Annotated in this window: 14 protein-coding genes; 7 read left to right on the top strand and 7 right to left on the bottom strand. The window is 69.3% G+C overall.

Annotated elements, in window-relative coordinates; all coding sequences use genetic code 11:
• Positions 1 to 34: 34 nt before the first annotated feature.
• Genes ACG0Z3_RS17275 through ACG0Z3_RS17285 form a run of 3 tightly spaced genes read left to right on the top strand, consistent with a single transcriptional unit; the run spans position 35 to position 4,147 of the window.
• Positions 35 to 1,453, top strand: coding sequence for an NCS1 family nucleobase:cation symporter-1 (locus ACG0Z3_RS17275; RefSeq protein ID WP_394399692.1), 1,419 nt, complete (start codon positions 35 to 37; stop codon positions 1,451 to 1,453).
• On the top strand, positions 1,450 to 2,898 hold the full coding sequence (gene hydA / locus ACG0Z3_RS17280) for a dihydropyrimidinase (protein ID WP_394399694.1): 1,449 nt from the start codon (positions 1,450 to 1,452) through the stop codon (positions 2,896 to 2,898). The genes ACG0Z3_RS17275 and hydA overlap by 4 nt, the downstream gene beginning before the upstream one ends.
• Before the next feature lie 13 nt (positions 2,899 to 2,911).
• Positions 2,912 to 4,147 carry a Zn-dependent hydrolase gene (locus tag ACG0Z3_RS17285; protein ID WP_394399696.1) on the top strand — a complete coding sequence of 412 codons (1,236 nt, stop codon included), beginning with the start codon at positions 2,912 to 2,914 and terminating at the stop codon, positions 4,145 to 4,147.
• Between the two features lie 5 nt (positions 4,148 to 4,152).
• Here ACG0Z3_RS17285 and ACG0Z3_RS17290 read toward each other — a convergent pair whose 3' ends face one another.
• Positions 4,153 to 4,965: a S1C family serine protease gene (locus ACG0Z3_RS17290; RefSeq protein WP_394399698.1), complete on the bottom strand. Its 813-nt coding sequence runs from the start codon at positions 4,963 to 4,965 to the stop codon at positions 4,153 to 4,155.
• A 182-nt stretch (positions 4,966 to 5,147) separates the two neighbouring features.
• On the opposite strand from ACG0Z3_RS17290, the gene ACG0Z3_RS17295 reads away from it, so the two are divergent.
• Positions 5,148 to 5,918 carry a PEP-CTERM sorting domain-containing protein gene (locus tag ACG0Z3_RS17295; RefSeq protein ID WP_394399700.1) on the top strand — a complete coding sequence of 257 codons (771 nt, stop codon included), beginning with the start codon at positions 5,148 to 5,150 and terminating at the stop codon, positions 5,916 to 5,918.
• Between the two features lie 73 nt (positions 5,919 to 5,991).
• On the opposite strand, the gene ilvD is transcribed toward ACG0Z3_RS17295, so the two are convergent.
• Both ilvD and ACG0Z3_RS17305 read right to left on the bottom strand, forming a co-directional pair.
• Entirely contained in the window at positions 5,992 to 7,854 is a 1,863-nt protein-coding gene (ilvD, locus tag ACG0Z3_RS17300; protein WP_394399702.1) for a dihydroxy-acid dehydratase, read from the bottom strand.
• 59 nt (positions 7,855 to 7,913) lie between these two features.
• Positions 7,914 to 8,360 carry a hypothetical protein gene (locus ACG0Z3_RS17305; RefSeq protein ID WP_394399704.1) on the bottom strand — a complete coding sequence of 149 codons (447 nt, stop codon included), beginning with the start codon at positions 8,358 to 8,360 and terminating at the stop codon, positions 7,914 to 7,916.
• Positions 8,361 to 8,613: 253 nt separating this feature from the next.
• Here ACG0Z3_RS17305 and ACG0Z3_RS17310 point away from each other — a divergent pair, with 253 nt between their 5' ends.
• Positions 8,614 to 8,973 carry a MerR family transcriptional regulator gene (locus ACG0Z3_RS17310; RefSeq protein ID WP_394399706.1) on the top strand — a complete coding sequence of 120 codons (360 nt, stop codon included), beginning with the start codon at positions 8,614 to 8,616 and terminating at the stop codon, positions 8,971 to 8,973.
• Between the two features lie 3 nt (positions 8,974 to 8,976).
• On the opposite strand, the gene ACG0Z3_RS17315 is transcribed toward ACG0Z3_RS17310, so the two are convergent.
• The 4 genes from ACG0Z3_RS17315 to ACG0Z3_RS17330 form a co-directional block, all read right to left on the bottom strand.
• Positions 8,977 to 9,660: a type IV pili methyl-accepting chemotaxis transducer N-terminal domain-containing protein gene (locus tag ACG0Z3_RS17315; protein ID WP_394399708.1), complete on the bottom strand. Its 684-nt coding sequence runs from the start codon at positions 9,658 to 9,660 to the stop codon at positions 8,977 to 8,979.
• A 149-nt stretch (positions 9,661 to 9,809) separates the two neighbouring features.
• Positions 9,810 to 10,955: a methionine aminotransferase gene (locus ACG0Z3_RS17320; RefSeq protein WP_394399711.1), complete on the bottom strand. Its 1,146-nt coding sequence runs from the start codon at positions 10,953 to 10,955 to the stop codon at positions 9,810 to 9,812.
• Between the two features lie 28 nt (positions 10,956 to 10,983).
• Positions 10,984 to 11,457 carry a cyanophycin metabolism-associated DUF1854 family protein gene (locus tag ACG0Z3_RS17325; RefSeq protein ID WP_394399713.1) on the bottom strand — a complete coding sequence of 158 codons (474 nt, stop codon included), beginning with the start codon at positions 11,455 to 11,457 and terminating at the stop codon, positions 10,984 to 10,986.
• A complete protein-coding gene (locus ACG0Z3_RS17330) occupies positions 11,454 to 13,703 on the bottom strand; it encodes a cyanophycin metabolism-associated ABC transporter (protein ID WP_394399715.1) in 2,250 nt (749 codons plus the stop codon). Before ACG0Z3_RS17330 ends, ACG0Z3_RS17325 begins: the two co-directional genes overlap by 4 nt.
• Before the next feature lie 88 nt (positions 13,704 to 13,791).
• Here ACG0Z3_RS17330 and ACG0Z3_RS17335 point away from each other — a divergent pair, with 88 nt between their 5' ends.
• Both ACG0Z3_RS17335 and cphA read left to right on the top strand, forming a co-directional pair.
• Positions 13,792 to 15,966 (top strand): cyanophycin synthetase, encoded by a 2,175-nt coding sequence (locus ACG0Z3_RS17335; RefSeq protein WP_394399717.1) that lies wholly within the window; start codon positions 13,792 to 13,794, stop codon positions 15,964 to 15,966.
• Between the two features lie 22 nt (positions 15,967 to 15,988).
• Positions 15,989 to 18,550 (top strand): cyanophycin synthetase, encoded by a 2,562-nt coding sequence (cphA, locus tag ACG0Z3_RS17340; RefSeq protein ID WP_394399719.1) that lies wholly within the window; start codon positions 15,989 to 15,991, stop codon positions 18,548 to 18,550.
• Positions 18,551 to 18,555 lie beyond the last annotated feature (5 nt).

Genomic DNA, 18,555 nt, shown 5'->3' on the forward strand with positions numbered 1-18,555 from the left:
ATCGGCCAACGTACCCGTTGGACGAGGGGCTGACATGACGACCGACCCCACGCTGAGCAACCACGATCTGATCCCGACGACCGTTGCTCAGCGAACGTGGCGCTGGCAGGACTTCGCGGCGCTGTGGGTGGGCATGGTGGTGTGCGTGCCGACCTACACCATGGCCAGCTCCATGCTGGACCAGGGCTTCAGCTGGCAGCAGGCGGTCGGGCTCGTGCTGTTGGCCAACCTCATCGTGCTGGTGCCGATGATCCTCATCGGCCGGGTCGGACCCAAGCACGGCATTCCCTTCCCCGTGCTGGCCCGCGCGTCCTTCGGCGTGAAGGGCGCCAGCCTGCCGGCCGTGCTTCGCGGGCTGGTGGCCTGCGGCTGGTTCTCCATCAACTGCTACTTCGGCGCGCTGGCGCTGCACAGCTTTCTGAACGTGCTGGGCCTGGGCCTGGCTGCCCCCGCGCCGGGCGAGACCATCAGCAACTCGCAGCTCGCCTGCTTCATCGCCTTCTGGGCGCTGCACATCATCTTCATCTGGAAGGGCACGGAGTCCATCCGGCTGCTGGAAGTGATTGCAGCACCGCTGATGATCGGCGCGTCCATCGCACTCGTCGTGGCACTGGTGATGATGGTGCCCAGCGCCCAGCTCTTCGGCCTGCCCGCCAAGGAGGTGCCAGGCGGCCCCAAGTTCTGGGCGGCGCTGACCGGCCTGGTGGGCTTCTGGGCGACGCTGGCGCTGAACATCCCCGACTTCACGCGCTTCGCCCGCACGCAGCGTGACCAGACCGTCGGCCAGGCGCTCGGCCTGCCCGTGCCGATGGCGCTGTTCTCCATGGTCGGCGTCATCGGCTTCTCGGCCAGCGCCATCCTGTACGGCAAGGCCGAGCTCTTCCCCGACGCGCTGCTGGCCAAGATGGGCCCGGTGGCCGCCGGCCTGGGCCTGCTGGTCATCCTGCTGGCCAACCTGACCACCAACGTCGCGGCCAACCTCGTGTCGCCGAGCTACGACTTCTCGCAACTCGCGCCGAGCAAGATCAGCTTCCGCATGGGCGGGCTGATCGCGGCGGTCATCGGGCTGCTCTTCATGCCCTGGAAGCTGCTGGCCACGTCCGGCGGCTACCTGTTCACCTGGCTGGGCGGTTACGGCACGCTGCTGGGCGCCATCGCCGGCATCCTGCTGACCGACTACTACCTGATCCGCCGCACCGAGCTGAACAGCGACGACCTCTACCGCCGCGGGGGCGCCTACGAGTACAGCAGCGGCTGGAACGGCCGCGCCCTGCTGGCCCTGGCGCTGGGCGTGCTGCCCTGCCTGCCGGGCTACCTGGTGGTGTCGGGCGTGCTGGACAAAGCCTCGGTCGCACCGGCCCTCGTCACGCTGTTCGACTTCGGCTGGTTCTTCAGCCTGGCGGTGTCGGGCGCGGTCTATTACTTCTCCATGCCACGCGGAGGTTCGCGATGAGTTCACTGTTGATCCGGGGCGCCACGGTCGTCAATGCCGACGCCGAAAACCGCCAGGACGTCCTCTGTGTCGACGGCCGTGTCGCCGCCCTGGGCGAGCGCGCCGTGCGCGAGGCGCCCGCCGGGGCGACGACGCTCGACGGCACCGGCCAGTACCTACTGCCCGGCGGCATCGACCCGCACACGCACATGCAGCTGCCTTTCATGGGCACGGTCACGCAGGACAACTTCTTCACCGGCACCGCCGCCGCACTGGCCGGCGGCACGACGAGCATCATCGACTTCGTCATCCCCAACCCGCAGCAGCCGCTGATGGACGCCTACCGCACCTGGCGCGGCTGGGCCGAGAAGGCGGCCAGCGACTACGCCTTCCACGTGGCGGTGACCTGGTGGGACCAGAGCGTCAGCGACGACATGGGGACGCTCGTGCGCGAAGAAGGCGTGAACAGCTTCAAGCACTTCATGGCCTACAAGAACGCCATCATGTGCGACGACGAGACGCTGGTGAACAGCTTCAAGCGTTCGCTCGAACTCGGTGCTATGCCAACCGTGCACGCCGAGAACGGCGAGCTGGTCTACCTGCTGCAGGCCGAGGTCGCCAAGATGGGCATCACCGGCCCCGAGGGCCACCCGATGAGCCGCCCGCCGATGGTGGAGGGCGAGGCCGCCAACCGCGCCATCGCGATTGCCGACGTGCTGGGCGTGCCCATCTACATCGTGCACGTGAGCTGCATCGAAAGCGCCGAGGCCATCGCCCGCGCGCGGGCCCGTGGCCAGCGGGTCTACGGCGAGGTACTGGCGGGCCATCTGCTTATCGACGACAGCGTCTACCGCGACCCCGACTTCGCCACCGCCGCCGCCTATGTGATGAGCCCGCCATTCCGCCCCAAGATCCACCAGGAGTTCCTGTGGCGCGGCCTGCAGAGCGGACAGCTGCACACAACGGCCACCGACCACTGCACCTTCTGTGCGTCGCAGAAGGCCGCCGGCAAGAACAACTTCGCCAAGATCCCCAACGGCTGCGGCGGCGTCGAGGAGCGCATGGCGGTGCTGTGGGATGCCGGCGTGAACTCCGGGCGCCTCACGCCCAGCGAGTTCGTCGCCATCACATCCGCCAACGCGGCCAAGCTCTTCAACATGTACCCGCGCAAGGGGGTGATCGCCGAGGGTGCGGACGCCGACCTCGTGCTGTGGGACCCGGCCGGCATCAAGACGCTGTCGGCCAAGACGCAGTTCTCGAAGAACGACTTCAACATCTTCGAGGGCCGCACCGTGCGCGGCATTCCCAGCCACACGATCGCGCAAGGCCGCATCGTGTTCGCCCGCGGCGAGCTGCGCGCAGAAGCCGGCCAAGGCCGTTACCTCAAGCGCCCGCCGTTCGGGCCGCAGTTCGATGCGGCCATCAAGCGCGCCGCCGACCTGCAGCCGACCGCCGTCGCTCGATAAAAGCAAAGCCACCATGAACCCTTCAAACCTCCGCATCAACGGCCAGCGCCTGTGGGACTCGCTGATGGAGCTGGCCCGGATCGGCGCCACCGACAAGGGCGGCGTCTGCCGCCTGACCCTGACCGACCTCGACAAGCAGGGCCGCGATCTCGTCACCCGCTGGGCGCGCGAGGCCGGCATGGCGGTGACGATCGACAAGATCGGCAACGGCTTCATGCGCCGGCCGGGCCGCAACAACAGCCTGCCGCCGATCATGACCGGCAGCCACATCGACACCCAACCCACCGGTGGCAAGTTCGATGGCAACTACGGCGTGCTGGCGGGCATCGAGGTCGTGCGCACGCTGAACGACCACGGCATTGAAACCGAGGCGCCCATCGAGGTGGCCTTCTGGACCAACGAAGAGGGCTCGCGCTTCGTGCCCGTCATGATGGGCTCGGGCGTGTTCGCCAAGGCCTTCACGCTGGAGCATGCCTACGCGGCGACCGACACCGAAGGCAAGACGGTCAAGGGCGAGTTGGAGCGCATCGGCTACATCGGCGAGCAGGTGCCCGGCGACCACCCCATCGGCGCCTACTTTGAGACGCACATCGAGCAGGGCCCGGTGCTGGAGGATCACGACAAGACCATCGGTGTCGTGACCGGCGTGCTGGGCATCCGCTGGTACGACTGCGTCGTCACCGGCATGGAGGCCCACGCCGGCCCCACGCCGATGGCATTGCGCCGTGACGCGCTGCAGGTGGCGACGAAGCTGATGCAGGAGGTCGTCGCCTGCGCCCACCGCCACCCACCGCACGGCCGCGGCACGGTCGGCATGGTGCAGGTGCACCCCAACAGCCGCAACGTCATCCCGGGCCGCGTGAAGTTCAGCATCGACCTGCGCAATTCGACGGACGAGCTGTGCGACGCGATGGACGCGGACATCCGCGCGGTCGCTGCGAAGTTAAGCGCCGAAAGTGGCCTGCCCATCGAGATCACGCCGGTCAGCGCCTACCCTGCCCAGCCCTTCCACCCCGACTGCATCGCCGCCGTGCAAAAGGCCGCCGACGCGCTGGGCTACAGCAACATGCCCGCGGTGTCAGGTGCCGGTCACGACGCCGTCTACATGGCCCGCCTGGCCCCCGCCGGCATGATCTTCATCCCCTGCAAGGACGGCATCAGCCACAACGAGATCGAGGACGCCAAGCCCGAGCACATCGAGGCCGGCTGCAACGTGCTGCTGCAGGCGATGCTCGAACGGGCAGGCTGAACGCGTCAGCGCTTGTACTCCGCCAGCAGCCTCGCCGCCGTGCTCGCCGGCACGGCATAGCTGATGCCCGTCGGCGCGGTGAGCGCCGCTTCCTTGGTGCCCTTGATGGCGCCACCCTGCAACACGCCGACGACCTCGCCGGTCTCGATGTCCAGCACCGGGCCGCCGCTGTTGCCGGGGTAGGCGATGGCGTCGAGCTGCATCACCTTGAAGGCCCCATCCCGCAGCTGGCGCACGGCGCGCGGGTTGAGACCGGCCGGGCCGCCCGCAGGCGTCGCGATGGCCGTCCAGGCCGACACGATGCCGCGGTGCGTGGCCAGCACCTGGCCGAGTGCGTTACCAATGGGGAAACCCATCAAGGCGATGGACGTGCCTTCCGGCGCATCCTGCTCGGCCAGCTTCAGCGCCGGCAGCGCCGGCCCATCGATGGCCAGCAGCGCGAGGTCATTGCGCAGGTCGCGGCCCAGCAGCTTGGCGCTGCGCAGCTGCCACTGGTCGTCGCCCAGCCACACCTGCACGGCGATGCTGCGGTCGATGCGCTCGGGCGTTTCCTCGGGCACCACATGCGCGTTGGTCAGCACATGCAGGCCGTCGCCGACGGCGAAGCCCGCCGCGCGAAAGCCGAAGCGCGGCGTGTCCATCAACCCGTAGCTGCCCACCGCGACAACGGAGCGCTTGACCCGTGCGATCAGCGCCGGCAGGGGCTCGGCGACGGCTGCCGAGCTGCCCGCCAGCAAGCCCGCCGCCATCGCCAGCAGGTGGCGCCGGGACGGCTGGCAGGACGATAGGTCGGGCGGGGTGCGAGGCGCGACATGCATGGGGGAAAGGCCAGGACAACAACAGGTGGGCGAGCCTACTGCATGCGCTGCAGCCCGGCGGCTGCCAGTCTGGGGGTGCGCCCCCCGCAACACCCCCCCGCGCCTGCGGGGTGCGGCGCGCCGACCTGCGGCATGGCGGCGCTTACCCTCGCGCCCCTGCCAAATCTCACTGCTCTCGACCCATGACGTTTACCAAGAAGGCCGCTGCCCTGAGCGTGCTGCTGCTGATCGCCGGCCACGCCGCTGCAGCGGGCCTGACGGCCACCGTGTCCAACCTGCAGATCCAGGTGTTCGACCTGACACCGGACGACGGCATCGCCGCCAGCTTCACGCTGGTGGGGTCGCAGTTCGGCTCGGCCACTACCTACACGGCATCGGGCCTGTTCGACGATCAGGTCGGCCTGACGGCTCAGGCCTCGCTGAACGGCGCGGGCTTGTCGGCCCTGGCCTCGGTGTCTGGCGTTGCCGGCTCGCCCACCAGCTTCAGCCTGATGGCCAGCCTGAACAGCGCCCTGCCCTCGCCCTACGGCGACGCCGGCGCGCAGGCCCTGGCAGGCTTCTCCGTCCTCGTCAGCCCGGGCACGCTGATCCTGATGAGCGCCAACACGCACGTGGCCGTCAACGGCAGCGACATCGTGGACAACACCGACCTGATGAGCCAGGCCAGCCTGCGCTTCTTGCAAACCACGGACGGGGTGAGTGTGGGCAGCACCGGCACGCGCCAGGCATTTGCCAGCTTCGGCGCCGGCACCCTGACGCCTAGCTCCTCGGGACTGCTGTCGGCCAGCTTCGCCAACTACAGCGCCGAGGCCACCCGGCTCCAGGCGCGCTTGTCCGTGTCCACCGGCCTGGCCACGCCCATCGCCGCCGTGCCCGAGCCCAGCTCGCTGGCCCTGCTGGCCGCCGGTGGCGCGCTGGTGCTCGGCGCCGCTCGCCGCCGCAAGGCCGCCTAAGCAGCCGCACCTGCGCTATGAAAAAGCCGCCCAGGGAGGGCGGCTTTTTGCTGCCTGGCGCAAGCGTGCGAGATCAGCCTTCCAGTTGGCTCAAGTCGCGCACGGCCCCCTTGTCGGCCGACGTCGCCAGCAGCGCATAAGCCTTCAGCGCCGCCGACACCTTGCGGGGACGCGCCTCGACCGGCCTCCAGCCCTTGGCGTCCTGCTCGGCGCGGCGCTTGGCCAGCTCTTCGTCGCTGACCAGCACGTCAATCGTGCGGTTGGGGATGTCGATGCGGATGCGGTCACCGTTGCGCACCAGGCCAATCGCGCCTCCGGCTGCCGCCTCGGGTGAGCAGTGGCCGATGGACAGGCCCGAGGTGCCGCCGGAGAAGCGGCCGTCGGTCAGCAGCGCGCAGGCCTTGCCCAGGCCCTTGCTCTTGATGTAGCTGGTCGGGTAGAGCATTTCCTGCATGCCCGGGCCGCCCTTGGGGCCCTCGTAGCGCACCACCACGACATCACCAGCCTTGACCTTGTCGTCGAGGATATTGGCCACGGCTTCGTCCTGGCTTTCGACGACATGCGCCGGGCCTTCGAACACCAGCAGGCTGTCGTCCACACCAGCGGTCTTCACGACGCAGCCGTCCAGCGCGATGTTGCCCCGCAGCACAGCCAAGCCGCCCTCCTTGCTGAATGCGTGCTCGTAGGAGCGGATGCAGCCCTCAGCGCGGTCGGTGTCCAGGCTGGGCCAGCGCGTGTTCTGGCTGAAGGCCGTCTGCGTCGGGATACCGGCCGGTCCAGCCATGTAGAAGGTTTTGACGGCTTCGCTGGGGTTGCGGGCGATATCCCACTGATCCAGCGCGTCCTTCATCGTCTTGGCGTGCACGGTGGGAGCGTCGGTGTGCAGCTTGCCGGCACGGTCCAGCTCACCCAGGATGGCCATGATGCCGCCGGCGCGGTGCACATCCTCGATGTGGTACTTGTTGGTGTTGGGCGCCACCTTGCACAGCTGCGGCACGTCACGCGACAGGCGGTCGATGTCAGCCATGTCGAACTCGATCTCGGCCTCCAGCGCCGCGGCCAAGATGTGCAGGATGGTGTTGGTGGAGCCGCCCATCGCGATGTCCAGCGTCATCGCGTTCTCGAAGGCTTTCTTGCCGATGGCGCGCGGCAGCACGCTGGCATCGTCCTGCTCGTAGTAGCGGCGACACAGCTCGACGACCGTGCGGCCGGCCTGCTTGAACAGCTCTTCGCGGTCCACATGCGTGGCGACGACCGTGCCGTTGCCCGGCAGCGACAGGCCCAGCGCCTCGGTCAGGCAGTTCATCGAGTTGGCCGTGAACATGCCCGAGCAGCTGCCGCAGGTGGGGCAGGCCGAGCGCTCGACCTCGGCCAGGTCGGCGTCGCTGACCTTGGCGTCGGCGGCCATGACCATCGCGTCGATGAGGTCCAGCTTCTTGATTTCGATCTTGGCGGTGCCGGGCACCGCCAGGCGCACCTTGCCGGCTTCCATCGGGCCGCCGGACACGAACACGACGGGGATGTTGAGCCGCATCGCGGCCATCAGCATGCCCGGGGTGATCTTGTCGCAGTTGGAGATGCACACCAGCGCGTCGGCGCAGTGGGCGTTGACCATGTACTCGACCGAGTCGGCAATGATGTCGCGGCTGGGCAGCGAATACAGCATGCCGTCGTGGCCCATCGCGATGCCGTCGTCCACGGCGATGGTGTTGAACTCCTTGGCCACGCCGCCAACGCGCTCGATCTCGCGGGCAACCAGCTGGCCCAAGTCCTTCAGGTGCACGTGGCCGGGCACGAACTGGGTGAAGGAGTTGGCGATGGCGATGATCGGCTTCGCGAAGTCGTCGTCCTTCATGCCGGTGGCGCGCCACAGCGAGCGGGCGCCCGCCATGTTGCGGCCGGCGGTGGAGGTCTTGGAGCGATAAGGCGTGGGCATGGCAGCAGTCGGTGCGGATGCAAGGAAGCTGCGATTGTCCGGCGGAGCCGGCGCCAGGGTTATTCCAAAAGCGCCCCGAAAGCTCGGTTGCCCCTTGCCGAATGCTCGACGCCGGTCACGCGCCAGGCCTGCACGACCGCCCAGCTCGCCTCCGGCAGCAGGAACAGCAACAGCACCGGCTCGCCGGTCTGCGTCCACGCCCAGGCCATCCACAGGCTGAACAGCGCGCGCGCCACGGCGTCATAGCGGCCCAGCTGCGCCGCCGGCCCGCGCAGCCGCAGCACCGACCACACCATGACGACGCTCCCCATCAGCAGCGCGAACAGCATCTGCATTGGCGCGAAGGCCGGCAGCGGCTGCCCGCCCAGCGCCTGGTTGGCGGCGCTGAGGTGACCGAAGGCGATGGCGAAAGTCCAAGGCGTGGCGAACGGCGCGGTGACGACGAGGTCGTACGCCGCGCTGGCCTGCACGACGCGGCGGAACTGAGAGGGGCTGAACGAAGGCATGGCCGCTGCGGGAGTGATGAAGGCCGCCATGCTCAAGGCTGGACTACGCTCCAGGGTCAAGCAATTTCGGCACCCCATGCAGATCGGCACCCTGAGCGAGCGCACCGGCCTCAGAGGTTGAGAGTTTTTCGGCCGTGCCAGAAAGGCGCGGCAAAGCGCCCTCGAACGAGGCGCAAAGCGCAGCCATAGCTCGGGCTATGGCGAGCATTTGCAACGACGGGCGAGGGCGTTTTGGCGTGCAAGGCGGGCATGGGTGAAAGACTCTCAACCTCTCAGCCGCGACAGCCTGCGCTTCTACGAGAAGCGCGGCCTGCTGCAGGCGCGCCGCAGCGCCAACGGCTACCGCGACTACCCAGAAGAAGCCGTGCAATGGCTGGGCTATGTGCGCACCGCGCAGCAGCTGGGCTTCACGCTCGCCGAAATCGCCGCCGACCTGCCGCTGCTCACGCAGGGCGAGGACGCCGGCCCCACCCTGCGGGCCACGCTCAAGCGCAAGTTGGCCGACATCGACGCGCGCATCACGGCCTTGCAGGGCCTGCGCGCCGGGCTTGCAGCGCGGCTGGCCGAGACGCCCGACACCGGCACGAGCTGCCCGCTGCGCCAACTGCCCTGACGGTCAGGCCACGGCGCTGCGCACCGCCTCGCGCACCAGGCCGTCGAGTTTGCCGGTGATCTGCGTGAACTCGCCCGACACGACGGTGAACTCACGGCCCGACATGCCGGCACGCGCCGCGACGACCTGCGCGTTGAACGACACGATGCGCGCGTGCTTGGCAATCTGCTCGATGTCGCCCATGACGGCCGCCAGCCGCTGCTTGGCGGACATGGCCTGCTGGCGTGCCAGATCTTCGTAGAGTTGCGTCAGCCGGTTCAGTGTGGCCAGCAGCGGCGTGGCGCTCTCGACCAGTTGCTCCAGCAGTGCCGGCGCGCCCACGCTGCCGGCATCGACGGCGTCCAGCGTCCGGCGGCTCAATTCGATGAAGGCGCGGATGCGCTCGTCCGCCCGGTCGAGGCCGAAATAGGCCTCCTTCAACTCGCCGCCCAGCGAGGCCGGCGACAGCTCGCCTTCAGTCAGCGCGCGGTGGGCGTCGCTGAAGGTTCCCAGCGCCTCGCGCGATGTGGCGAGCGCACCGTCACGCCCCTGCAGGGCCAGCACGGCATACAGCACGAGCCGCTGCGACGTGAAGCGGCGCCGACCGGACAGGTTGATGGACTTGCCGTACAACTCGGCCGCGGCCGTCTTCGGTGCGGCGGCCGCCCGCGTTGGTGCATGGTCAGGGGCAACGGCGTGGTGCGACATGGTGGACTCCGTGAACTCGGTCACGACCGGCGTCGCCCAGGGTGGCGACTGCCGATCGTCTCGCACCAGGGTTAGCACGGGGCGTGCCATACAGGCCTTGCAAAGCAAGTGCTCGTGCAGGTCCACAGCCTGCTGTTACGCGTCGACGCTCATGCGAGCCGGCCCAGCCGCTTCGCGGCCTCGGCCAGCGTCTCGTCCCGCTTCGCAAAGCAGAACCGCACATGCCGGCGCTCCTGCGGCTGCTGGTAGAAGACCGACAGCGGGATGGCCGCGACGCCCACCTCGGTCGTCAGCCAGCGGGCGAAGTCCAGCTCGTTCAGATCAGACACCGCGCTGTAGTCCACCGTCTGGAAGTACGTGCCCTCGCAGGGCAGCAGCTTCAGCGGGGTGGCCGCCAGCGCGGCGCGGAAGGCGTCGCGCTTGGCCTGGTAAAAGCCGCTCAGGCTCTGCCATGGCGCGGGGTCGGCCAGGTAGGCGGCCAGCGCGTGCTGCGTCGGCGTGTGCACGGTGAACACGGTGTACTGGTGCAAACGGCGGAACGCGGCACTCAGGGCCGGCGGCGCGGCGACGAAGCCGACCTTCCAGCCCGTCACGTGGAAGGTCTTGCCGAAGCTGCTGACGAGGAAGCTGCGCTCACGCAACGCCGAGCGGCGGGCCACGCTCTCGTGCGGCGCGCCATCGAACACCATGTGTTCGTAGACCTCGTCGCTGATGACGAACAGGTCGTGCGCCTCGGCAATGCGCTCCAGCTCCAGCACGTCCTCGCGCGTGGCCACGCGGCCGCTGGGGTTGTGCGGCGTGTTGATAACGATGGCGCGCGTGCGCGGCGTGACGGCGGCGCGCACGGCCGGCCAGTCGATGCGGTAATCCGCCGTCATCGGCACACCCACCGGCACGGCGCCGGCCAGGCGGATGGCGGGGTCGTAGCTGTCGTAGGCGGGCTCGATGATGAGGACTTCGTCGCCCGCACCGACGCAGGCGTGCAGCGCCGTGATGAGGCCCTGCGTGCCGCCAGCGGTGATGGTGATGTCGCTGCCGGCGTCGTAGACGGCGCCGTACAGCGCGTTGAGCTTGGCCGCCACGGCCTCGCGCAGCGCCGGCACGCCGGTCATCGGCGGGTACTGGTTGTGGCCGGCGGCCATCGCGTCGGTGACGAGCTGCAGCAGGGCCGGGTCGGCGCCGAAGTCCGGGAAGCCCTGGCCGAGGTTGACGGCGCCATGCTCGGCCGCCAGCGCCGACATGACGGTGAAGATGGTGGTGCCCGTGTTGGGCAGCTTGGTGGGCAGGGTGGGCATGGGCGGCGGGATTCTGCGGGAGCCTTGCTCAGAGAAACCGCTCCAGCAAGCGCTTGGATTGCTTGTCCAGCGCCCAGCGGTCCGGCACCTGCAGCTGCACGCCGTGGGTGGACGTGATGAGCAGCCGGCCCTCGTCCAGGCGGCGGATGTCTTCCTCGCTCTTCAGCACGAAGTCGACCTCGCCGCGGTCGGTCTCGACGCGCCAGGTGCTGGGCGTGGCGAAGGTGTTCACAGAGATCAGGCGCTTGAGCGTGGGGTGGAACTCGCGCGCGGCCAGCTCGGCCTCCAGCACGCGGCGGGGGCTGTCGGGCAGGGCCGAGAGGCGCTCGACCCAGGCCAGCTCATGGCCGTGCACGCCGACGAGCGACACGCCCTCGTCGGGCGCCGAGATCGGGTGGGCGCGCACCGGCGTGACGCCCTCGTGGGTGGCGCCGTGCAGGTCGGTCAGCACCAGGCGGCCGTGGGCATCCAGCGCCAGATCGCGAAAGGGAAGGCTGCTCATGCGTTCACCGTGTGTGCACTGGGATTGGGGGCGACCACCATCAGGCCGCCGTCATCGGCGCCTTCGGCATCGACTCGCCGCGCCTGCGCTTCCCACAGCCGCCAGTAGTGGCCCTGCATCGCGATCAGATCGTCGTGCGGCCCCAGCTCGACGATCTCGCCCCGGTCCATCACGACCAGCCGGTCGGCCTTGCGCAAAGTGCTCAGGCGGTGGGCGATGGCGATGGTCGTGCGGCCCTTGACGAGGTTGTCCAGCGCGCGCTGGATCTCCTTCTCGGTCTCGGTGTCGACGGCGCTGGTGGCCTCGTCGAGGATGAGGATGGCCGGGTCGATCAGCAGCGCGCGGGCGATGGAGATGCGCTGGCGCTCGCCGCCGGACAGGCCCTGGCCGCGCTCGCCGACGAGGCTGTCGTAGCCGTGCGGCAGGCGCAGGATGAACTCGTGCGCATGGGCCGCGCGGGCGGCAGCGACGATCTCGTCACGTGTGGCGCCCGGCTTGCCGTAGGCGATGTTCTCGGCGATGGTGCCGAAGAACAGGAAGGGCTCCTGCAGCACCAGGCCGATGTGACTGCGGTAGTCGGCCACCTTGACGCGGCGCAGGTCCACGCCGTCCACCTTGATGGCGCCCTCGGTCACGTCGTAGAAGCGGCAGATCAGGTTCACCAGCGTGCTCTTGCCCGAGCCGCTGTGGCCCACCAGGCCCACCATCTCGCCGGGGCGGATGTCCAGGTTCAGCGTGCGGATAACGGAGCGCGAGCCGTAGCGGAAGTTGACGCCCTGCATCGAGATGGCGCCGGTGACGTTCTCGAACGGCTGCGGGTTGACGGGATCGGGCACGTTGGACACGTGGTCGAGGATGTCGAAGATGCGCTTGGCGCCGGCCGCGGCCTTCTGCGTGACGGAGACGATGCGGCTCATGGAGTCCAGCCGCGCATAGAAGCGGCCGATGTAGGCCAGGAAGGCCGTCAGCACACCCACCGTGATGCTCTGGTGCGCGATCAGCCAGATGCCGATGCCCCAGACGACCAGCAGGCCCATCTCGGTCAGCAGCGCGACGGTGGGCGTGAACAGGCTCCAGGTCTTGTTCAGGCGGTCGTTCACCTGCAGGTTGGCGGCGTTGGCGGCCTTGAAGCGCCTCGCCTCGCGAGCCTCCTGCGCGAAGGCCTTGACGACGCGGATGCCGGGGATGGTGTCGGCCAGAATGTTGGTGACTTCGCCCCACACGCGGTCGATCTTCTCGAAGCCGGTGCGCAGCCGGTCGCGCACGAGTTGAATGAGCCACGCGATGAAGGGCAGCGGCACCAGCGTCGCCAGCGCCAGACCAGGGTGGATGCTGAACAGGATGATGGCCGTCATGCCCAGCATCAGCACGTCGGTGATGAAGTCCAGCGCGTGAAGGCTGAGGAACACGCTGATGCGGTCGGTTTCGGAGCCGATGCGCGCCATCAGGTCGCCGGTGCGCTTGTTGCCGAAGTATTCCAGAGACAGGCCCAGCAGGTGCTCGAACGTGGCTGTGCGCAGATCCGCCGCGATGCGCTCCGACACCAGCGCCAGCAGGTAGGTCTTGGCCCAGCCCAGCACCCAAGACACCAGCGCCGCGCCCAGCAGGCCGCTCAGCAGTAGCGCCACCAGCCCGGTGTCGATGGCCTGACCGTTCTGGAAGGGGATGAGCACCCGGTCCATCAGCGGCATGGTCAAGTAGGGCGCCACCAGCGTCGCGCCCGTGGCGCCCAGCATCAGCGCAAAGCCCAGCAGGAGCTGCCCCTGATAAGGCCTGGCGAAGCGCCACAGGCGCAGCAGCACCCAGGTGCTGGGCGGCGCGCTGGACTCGCCGAAATCGAAGTCCTCGCCCTCCTCCTCGGGCTCGGGCAGCGGCTGGCCGGCCAGCCGCTGCACCTCGCGCTCGAAGGCGTCCACCAAGCGCACGGCCGCCGGGTTGCCCGCCAGCGTGAAGCGCCAGCGCGCCAGCCGGCCAGCGGCGTCCAGCAGTTCCAGGAAGGCCAGCCCGCCGTGGTCGCTGAGCTTGAGCGCCTGGCCCGGCGCCAGCGCGTGCTCGCTCCAAGTACCGGTGGCGGGTTCGAAGGCGCGCAGATGTGAACTCGTCAACGCCAGCAGGCCCTGGGCGAAACGCCCCTGCGCGTCCAGGTCAACCTCCACGGTCGCCAGCACGTTCTCGCCAGCCAGGAGCCGCCCCTGCAGCGCGGCCGATTGCGGATGAGGTGCTGTCACTGGAAGTAGGTCTTGCATGCAGTTGTTGGCTCGGAAGGGCTGACCTGATTCTCCCCGATGACTTCGGCGCACAATTCCGGGCGCCCGCCGCGCCCAAACCACCCCCATGAGCAAAAAAGAAGACATCCGCCTGCTGCGCATCAACTACCTGCGCGGACCCAACATGTGGACCTACCGGCCTGTGCTGGAGGTCTGGCTGGACCTGGGCGAGCTGGAGGACTTCCCCTCCAATGTGCTGCCTGGCTTCAACGACCGCCTGACCGCCGCCCTGCCCGCGCTGATCGAGCACCACTGCGGCGTCGGCGAACGCGGCGGCTTCATCGAACGCCTGCGTGACGGTACCTGGATGGGCCATGTGCTGGAGCACATCGTCATCGAGCTGCTGAACCTGGCCGGCATGCCCACAGGCTTCGGCCAGACGCGCAGCACCAGCCAGCGCGGCGTCTACCGCATGGTGTTCCGAGCCCGGGACGAGCAGGTGGCCCGCGCGGCGCTGGCCGAGGGCCACGCCCTCATCATGGCCACGATCAACGACCAGCCCTTCGACGTGCCCGCCGCCATCGCCCGGCTGCGCGACAAGTTGGACGACTGCTACCTGGGGCCCTCCACGGCGGCCATCGTGGCGGCCGCGACCGACCGCCGCATCCCGCACATCCGCCTGAACGACGGCAACCTCGTGCAACTGGGCCACGGCGCGCGCCAGCGCCGCATCTGGACGGCCGAGACCGACATGACCAGCGCCATCGCCGAAGGCATTGCCGGCGACAAGGACCTGACCAAGACGCTGCTCAAGGCCGTGGGCGTGCCGGTGCCCGAGGGTGAAGAGGTCAAGAGCGCCGCTGCCGCCTGGCGCGCCGCGCAGGACATCGGTCTGCCCGTCGTCATCAAGCCTAGCGACGGCAACCATGGCCGTGGCGTCACGCTGGACATCACGAACGAAGCCGACTGCGAGGCGGCCTTCAAGCTGGCGGACGAGGAAGGCTCGTCGGTGCTGGTGGAAAGCTACATCCGCGGCAACGAGCACCGCGTGCTGGTCGTCGGCGGCCAGGTCGTGGCGGCCGCGCGCGGCGAGGCCGCGTGGATCCACGGCGACGGCACGCACACCGTGGCCCAGCTGATCGACCTGCAAATTAACACCGACCCGCGCCGCGGCGTCACCGAGGAGTTCCCGCTCAACAAGATCGTGCTGGGCGACGACCCCGTCGTGCTGCTGGACCTGCAGCGCCAAGGCGTCACGCCCGACGCCGTGCCGCCAGCCGGCAAGGCCGTGCTGATCCAGCGCAACGGTAATGTCGCCCTCGACTGCACGGCCGACGTGCACCCCGAGGTGGCGCACGCCGTGTCGCTGGCCGCGCGTACCGTGGGGCTGGACATCGCCGGCGTGGACCTCGTCACTGAAGACATCGCCAAGCCGCTGAGCGAGACTGGCGGCGCCATCGTCGAGGTGAACGCCGGCCCCGGCCTGCTGATGCACCTGAAGCCTGCCGGCGGCGCGCCGCAGCCCGTGGGCCAGGCCATCATCGACCACCTGTTTGCCGAGGACGAGAGCGGCCGCATTCCCATCGTCGGCGTGGCCGGCTCGCGCGGTGGGCGCCAGATCGCCCGCCTCGTCGCCTGGCTGCTGCACCTGAACGGCCGCCATGTGGGACTGGCCTGCCGTGACGGCCTGTTCCTGGGCACCCGCCGTGTCGAGAAGAAGGACAGCGCACGCTGGGACGCTGCCCACCGCCTGCTGATGAACCGCGGCGTGAACGCGGTCGTCGTCGAGAACGATGCCGCCAGCATCCTGCGCGACGGCCTGGCCTATGACCGCGCCGCCGTCGGCGTCGTCACCGACTTGGACGGCATCGCCGACCTGGCCGAGTTCGACGTGCAGGACGTGGACCAGCTCTACAAGGTGCTGCGCACCCAGGTCGACGTGGTGCTCAGCGACGGCGCCAGCGTGCTGCACGCGGCCCACCCGCGCCTGGTGGACATGGCCGAGCTCAGCGATGGCGAGGTCGTCTTCTACGCCGAGGACGGTAGCCTGGACGCGCTGCAGCACCACCGCGACCGCGGCGGCCGTGCCGTCTTCCTGCGCGGCGGTGCCGCCGTGCTGGCCCAAGGCCCGGCCGAGACGCCCGGCGCGAACATCGACGCGTTGCTGCGCCGTTTCGGCGCGCCCGTCCCTGACGCGGCCACGCTGCTGGCCGCCGTGGCCGCGGCCTGGGCGCTGGGCATTTCGCCCGAGCTGATCGCTGCCGGCCTGGACACCTTCGTGCCCGAGCTCCACCTCGCCTGACGTCAACAGACCCCACAACACCATGGACGTTTCCCGCACCCGCGCGCTGCGCGGCCCCAACATGTGGAGCCGCCACACGGCCATCGAGGCCGTCGTGCATTGCAATGACGCCGAACGCTCGCTGGAGCGCCTGCCCGGCTTTGAGGCCCGGCTGCGCCAGCGCTTCCCCACCATCGGCGCGCTGCGCGCCGACGCCTCACTGGCCCAGGTGCTGGAGCAGGCGACGCTGGCGCTGCAGGCCCAGGCGGGCTGCCCGGTCACCTTCAGCCAGACCCATGTCACGCCGGAGTCCGGCACCTACCAGATCGTTATCGAGTACAGCGAAGAGGACGTCGGCCGCCTCGCCTTTGAGCACGCGGTCCAGCTGGTCAACGCCGCGCTGGACGACAGCGCCTTTGATGCCGACACCGTGCTGGCCGCCCTGCGCGAGCTGGACGAGGACATCCGCCTCGGCCCGTCCACCGGCTCCATCGTCAACGCGGCACAGGCGCGCGGCATCCCGTTCCGGCGCCTGACGCAGGGCAGCCTGGTGCAGTTCGGCTGGGGCGCCAAGCAGCGCCGCATCTGGGCCGCCGAGGTCGATGCGACCAGCGCCGTCAGCGAGTCCATCGCGCAGGACAAGGATCTCTGCAAGCGCCTGCTGCAGGCCGCCGGCGTGCCGGTGCCCATCGGCCGCCCGGTGGACTCGCCGGACGACGGCTGGGCCGTCGCGCAGGAGATCGGCTTGCCGGTCGTCGTGAAGCCGCAGGACGGCAACCAGGGCAAGGGCGTCACGGTCAACGTGGTGGACCGTGCGCACTTCGACATCGCCTACAAGGCGGCCGACGAGATCGGCCAAGTCATGGTGGAGAAGTTCCTGCCCGGCGGCGACTACCGGCTGCTGGTCATCGGCGACAAGCTCATCGCCGCCGCCCGCCGCGACCCGCCGCACGTCATTGGCGACGGCCAGCTGACCGTCAAGCAGCTGGTCGACAAGGTCAACAGCGACCCGCGCCGAGGTGACGGCCACGCCACCTCGCTGACCAAGATCCGCTTCGACGACATCGCCGTCGCGCGCCTCACGCAGCAAGGCCTGACGCCCGAGTCCGTGCCCGAGAAGGGTCAGCGCGTCATCCTGCGCAACAACGCCAACCTGTCCACCGGCGGCACCGCCACCGACGTGACGGACGACGTGCACCCCGAGGTGGCCGCACGCGCCATCGCGGCCGCGCAGGTCGTGGGCCTGCATGTGTGCGGCGTGGACGTGGTGGCCGAGAGCGTGCTGCGCCCGCTGGAGGAGATCAACGGCGGCATCGTCGAGGTCAACGCCGCGCCGGGTCTGCGCATGCACCTGAGCCCCAGTTTCGGCAAGGGCCGCAACGTCGGCGAGGCCATCGTTGGCCACCTGTTCGGCACCGGAAACAAGGCAGAGGACGGCCGCATCCCCGTCGTGGCCGTCACCGGCACCAACGGCAAGACCACTGTCACGCGCCTGATTGCGCACATGTTCGCCAGCTGCGGCCTGAAAGTGGGCATGACGAACACCGACGGCGTCTACGTAGACGGCCGCCAGATCGACAGCGGAGACTGCTCCGGCCCCAAGAGCGCGCGCAACGTGCTGATGCACCCTGACGTGGAGGCCGCCGTGCTGGAAACAGCGCGCGGCGGCATCCTGCGCGAGGGCCTGGGCTTCGACCGCTGCCAGGTCGCCGTCGTCACCAACGTCGGCGCGGGCGACCACCTGGGCATGAACTTCCTGCATACGGCAGAAGACCTGGTGCTGGTCAAGCGCGTCATCGTGCAGAACGTGGCGCCAAGTGGCTACGCGGTGCTCAACGCGACCGACCCGCTGACCGCGCAGATGGCTGCCATCTGCCCCGGCCAGGTCATCTACTTCGCGGCCGACCGTCACCACCCGGTGATGGCCACGCACCGCGCCCAGGGCAAGCGCTGCGTCTACGTGGACGGCGACCAGCTCGTCGCCGCGCAGGGCGTGTGGCGCGAGAGCATCCCGCTGCGCGACATCCCGCTGACGCGCGGCGGCGTCATCGGCTTCCAGGTCGAGAACGCGATGGCCGCCGTGGCCGCGGCCTGGGGCGTGGGGCTGGACTGGGACACCATTCGCCGCGGCGTGGGCAGCTTCGCGAATGACGCCGACAACGCGCCCGGCCGCTTCAACGTCATGGACTATCGCGGCGCCACCGTCATCGCCGACTACGGCCACAACGGCGACGCGATGAAGGCGCTTGTCGGCGCCGTCGCCGCGATGCCGGCAAACAAGCGCTCGGTGGTCATCAGCGGCGCCGGTGACCGGCGCGACGAGGACATCCGCGTGCAGACTGAAATCCTCGGCGCCGCGTTCGACGAGGTCATCCTCTACGAAGACGCCTGCCAGCGCGGTCGCGAGGCCGGCGAGGTGGTGGCGCTGCTGCGTGCCGGGCTGACAGGCGCCGCGCGCACCACGCATATCGAAGAGATCGTCGGCGAGTTCATTGCCATCGACCGGGCGCTGGCCCGCCTGCAGCCGGGCGACCTGTGCCTGGTGCTGGTGGACCAGGTGGAAGAGGCGCTGGCGCACCTGGCGAAGCGGATCACGGAAGGCTGACCCCG

It is taken from the genome of Pelomonas margarita (assembly GCF_043555875.1).
GTDB lineage: Bacteria > Pseudomonadota > Gammaproteobacteria > Burkholderiales > Burkholderiaceae_C > Pelomonas > Pelomonas margarita.

Excerpts from the sequence above, each read along its gene's own strand:
- ACG0Z3_RS17275 (WP_394399692.1), top strand. The coding sequence starts at position 35 with ATGACGACCGACCCCACGCTGAGCAACCACGATCTGATCCCGACGACC.
- hydA (WP_394399694.1), top strand. The coding sequence starts at position 1,450 with ATGAGTTCACTGTTGATCCGGGGCGCCACGGTCGTCAATGCCGACGCC.
- ACG0Z3_RS17285 (WP_394399696.1), top strand. The coding sequence starts at position 2,912 with ATGAACCCTTCAAACCTCCGCATCAACGGCCAGCGCCTGTGGGACTCG.
- ACG0Z3_RS17290 (WP_394399698.1), bottom strand. The coding sequence starts at position 4,965 with ATGCATGTCGCGCCTCGCACCCCGCCCGACCTATCGTCCTGCCAGCCG.
- ACG0Z3_RS17295 (WP_394399700.1), top strand. The coding sequence starts at position 5,148 with ATGACGTTTACCAAGAAGGCCGCTGCCCTGAGCGTGCTGCTGCTGATC.
- ilvD (WP_394399702.1), bottom strand. The coding sequence starts at position 7,854 with ATGCCCACGCCTTATCGCTCCAAGACCTCCACCGCCGGCCGCAACATG.
- ACG0Z3_RS17305 (WP_394399704.1), bottom strand. The coding sequence starts at position 8,360 with ATGCCTTCGTTCAGCCCCTCTCAGTTCCGCCGCGTCGTGCAGGCCAGC.
- ACG0Z3_RS17315 (WP_394399708.1), bottom strand. The coding sequence starts at position 9,660 with ATGTCGCACCACGCCGTTGCCCCTGACCATGCACCAACGCGGGCGGCC.
- ACG0Z3_RS17320 (WP_394399711.1), bottom strand. The coding sequence starts at position 10,955 with ATGCCCACCCTGCCCACCAAGCTGCCCAACACGGGCACCACCATCTTC.
- ACG0Z3_RS17325 (WP_394399713.1), bottom strand. The coding sequence starts at position 11,457 with ATGAGCAGCCTTCCCTTTCGCGATCTGGCGCTGGATGCCCACGGCCGC.
- ACG0Z3_RS17330 (WP_394399715.1), bottom strand. The coding sequence starts at position 13,703 with ATGCAAGACCTACTTCCAGTGACAGCACCTCATCCGCAATCGGCCGCG.
- ACG0Z3_RS17335 (WP_394399717.1), top strand. The coding sequence starts at position 13,792 with ATGAGCAAAAAAGAAGACATCCGCCTGCTGCGCATCAACTACCTGCGC.
- cphA (WP_394399719.1), top strand. The coding sequence starts at position 15,989 with ATGGACGTTTCCCGCACCCGCGCGCTGCGCGGCCCCAACATGTGGAGC.